At 74.4% G+C, this 3140-nt stretch carries 2 protein-coding genes and 2 pseudogenes; 2 read left to right on the top strand and 2 right to left on the bottom strand.

Annotation, left to right across the window (positions count from 1 at the left end; translation table 11 throughout):
* Positions 1-291: pseudogene (locus tag G3I42_RS33605) on the bottom strand (alpha/beta hydrolase); the annotation flags it as partial.
* A 121-nt stretch (positions 292-412) separates the two neighbouring features.
* Between G3I42_RS33605 and G3I42_RS33600 the strand changes: the two are divergent.
* The gene (locus tag G3I42_RS33600) at positions 413-1582 is read left to right on the top strand and encodes an adenosine deaminase (protein ID WP_164291451.1); all 1170 of its coding nucleotides are present in this window, start codon (positions 413-415) and stop codon (positions 1580-1582) included.
* A gap of 78 nt (positions 1583-1660) precedes the next feature.
* Here the strand turns inward: G3I42_RS33600 and G3I42_RS33595 are convergent, their stop codons facing one another.
* Positions 1661-2593 (bottom strand): ADP-ribosylglycohydrolase family protein, encoded by a 933-nt coding sequence (locus G3I42_RS33595; RefSeq protein ID WP_164291450.1) that lies wholly within the window; start codon positions 2591-2593, stop codon positions 1661-1663.
* A gap of 111 nt (positions 2594-2704) precedes the next feature.
* Here G3I42_RS33595 and G3I42_RS37220 point away from each other — a divergent pair.
* Positions 2705-3140 (top strand): annotated as a pseudogene (locus G3I42_RS37220) (hypothetical protein); the annotation flags it as partial.

The following is a 3140-nucleotide window of genomic DNA, read 5'->3' as shown; positions in this document are numbered from 1 at the left end:
GCCGTGCCGCCGTACGCTCTCGTCCGCCGCCCACCGCGCCGCCCGCTCCGCCGACTCCACCGGGTCCCCGCCGCCCGGCACCCGCACCGTGTACGTGGCGAGGCCCGCGCTCGCGCCGCGCCGCGCGAGCGCCCGCGCCAGGCGCCGCACCGTCGCCCCCGTACCGAAACCGTCACCGGCCCGTCCCGTACGCGAGGGCAGCACCAGGACGACGGCGTTCACCGCCTCCGGGCCCGCTCCCGTCATCCGCCCCAGGCGGGGTCCGTCCTCGGGCGTCGTTCGCTGTGCCATGGAAGAACCTTGGCAGAAACGAGAGCGGAGGCTGCCCGTCCGCAGGGTCACTGTTGGATATCGGCGCACGTTTCCGGCCCTTCGTCTACGCGCGTAGGCGGTGGGCGGTTAGAGTGCCGCCATGACACGCCCCAGCCCTTCCGGCACCCCGGGCGCGGCCACCGACCGTGCCGTCAAGGCCGCCCGCGCGCTGCCCACAGCCGACCAGATCCTGCGTGCCCCCAAGGTGCTGCTCCACGACCACCTGGACGGCGGACTGCGCCCCGCGACCGTGGCCGAACTCGCGCGCCGGGCCGGGTACTCGGGGCTCCCCGAGACCGATCCCGAGAAGCTCGGCATCTGGTTCCGCGAGGCCGCCGACTCCGGCTCCCTGGAGCGGTACCTGGAGACCTTCGCGCACACGACCGCCGTCATGCAGTCGCGCGAGGCGCTCTTCCGGGTCGCCTCCGAGTGCGCCCAGGACCTCGCCGCCGACGGCGTCGTGTACGCCGAGGTCCGGTACGCGCCCGAGCAGCACCTCGAAGGCGGGCTCGGCCTCGAAGAGGTCGTCGAGGCCGTCAACGACGGTTTCCGCGAGGGCGAACGCCTCGCCGCCGCCGAGGGACTGCGCATCAAGGTCGGCGCGCTGCTCACCGCGATGCGGCACGCGGCGCGCTCCCTGGAGATCGCGACGCTCGCCAACACCTACCGCGACCGGGGCGTCGTCGGCTTCGACATCGCCGGCGCCGAGGCGGGCTTCCCTCCCACCCGCCACCTCGAAGCCTTCGAGTACCTCAAGCGGGAGAACAACCACTTCACGATCCACGCGGGCGAGGCCTTCGGCCTGCCCTCGATCTGGGAGGCCCTCCAGTGGTGCGGCGCCGACCGGCTCGGCCACGGTGTCCGCATCATCGACGACATCACCGTGGCCGAGGACGGCACCGTCTCGCTGGGCCGGCTCGCCTCGTACGTACGGGACAAGCGCGTCCCGCTGGAGCTGTGCCCCACCTCCAACCTTCAGACCGGCGCGGCCCGTTCCTATGCCGAACACCCCATCGGCCTGCTGAGCCGCCTCAAGTTCCGCTGCACCGTCAACACCGACAACCGCCTCATGTCGGGCACGACGATGAGTCGCGAGTTCGGCCACCTCGTCGACGTCTTCGGCTACACCCTCGACGACCTCCAGTGGTTCACGGTCAACGGCATGAAGTCCGCCTTCCTCCCGTTCGACCAACGCCTCGCCATGATCAACGAGGTCATCAAGCCCCGCTACGCGGAACTCCGCGCGGAATGGCTCTTCCAGGGGGCCTGAGGGGCGGCGAGGGGCGCGGGCGGAGGCCCGGGGGAGGGGGGCGGCCCGGGGGAGGGGGGCGGCTGAGTGGGTGAGTACTCACTCACCCGCGAGGTCCTCGGCGAGCCGTCGCAGATCCTCCGTCCGCAGCACCCGTCCCTCCCACCCCGGCAGCGGTACGTGCAAGGGCTCCGTCCACCGCGCGGGGATCGCCCCGGCCCCGTACCAGGCCCCGGCCAGCCCGCCCGTCACCGCCGCCACCGTGTCCGTGTCGCCGCCGAGATCGATCGCGGCCCGCAGCGCCGCCTCGAAGCCGTTCGTCGTGCGCAGCGCCCACACCGCCGAGCCGAGGCACGGCCAGACGGCGCCGTTGAACTCGGTTGCGTCCTCGGGGTGCCACGTGGGGGCGAGCACCGTCGCGTACCGGGCGCGGTGCTCGGCGTGCACATGGCCGAGCACTTCCGGGAGCGCGGCGAGCGGGTCGGCGCCGCTCAGCGCGAGCCGTACCAGCTCGTGGAAGATCGCCGTGCCCTCCCAGGCGGCCCGGTCGCCGTGCGTGAGCGCCGCGAGCCGCCGCCCCGCGTCCCCCGTGGCCGCACGCCCGGCGCCCGCGAAGTACACGGCGGAGGTGGCGGCCCGCATCAGCGCACCGTTCCCGGCGGCGCGGATGTTGACCTGGAAGTGCAGGGCGGCGGCGAGGTCCCACGGGTCCCCGCTGGTCAGCACGTCCTCCGTCTGGAGCCCGATGTCCTTGGGCTCCGCCCGCGCCCATCGCTGGAATCGCTCGAAGACGTCCGGCAGGTCGAGCTTGCCCCGCTCCCGCAGCGACTCCCCGACCAGCACGGCCATCTGCGTGTCGTCCGTGGCCTCGCCCGGCTCCCAGCCGCCACCCCCGCACATCTCGCCGCCCGACCCCGCCACCGGGAACCGTGCCGAGAAGGCTCCTTCCTCCCCGAACTCGAAGGGCGCCCCGAGCGCATCCCCGACCGCCGAGCCGACAACGGCCCCCACCACCCGCTCCACGCGTTCCATCCCGGCACGCTAGCCCTCCGGGGCCGGGGCCGGGGCCGGGGCCGGGGTTGGCCGTGTGGGTGGCGGTGGGGCTGAGCCGCTGGCGAGGTCTGTGCCGGTTGCCATCCTGGCGTGGGACGTACGCGGCACGGCCACGGCTGCCCGCACTGCCACGTGGCGATCGATTCCGGCTGGTGCGCCGATCCGCCGGACGGCCTCGTCGTGGACGGCTTCGCCCTCTCGTCCGCGTACGTGCCGTGCCATGCCGGGGTGCCGCCGCGTCGTCGGAAGCGCTGGACCACGGCTCGGCCGTGCCGCTTCGCCCGCTGCGAGAGCGCCGTCCGGAACCCGGAACGCGGCTGGTCCGGCGAGGCGCGACCGGCCACGAGCGGCGACACGTCCCGAGCACTCGGTGAAACCGGACCAGCGCCCGCGCTGACGCCGAGCGACACCGGGATCACGCCCGGCCCCTCGCACCGGCCCCGCTCGTGCACGTTCCGCAGCCGTGCCGACTCACCCGCCGCCCGTCCCGCCCGCCCGGACCCGCCGCCCCGCCGCGGAGCGCGCT

Source organism: Streptomyces sp. SID11385, from assembly GCF_010548245.1.
Lineage (GTDB): Bacteria > Actinomycetota > Actinomycetes > Streptomycetales > Streptomycetaceae > Streptomyces.
Note: the sequence above shows the minus strand (reverse complement) of the source record. Positions and strands in the feature narration are given on the sequence as shown.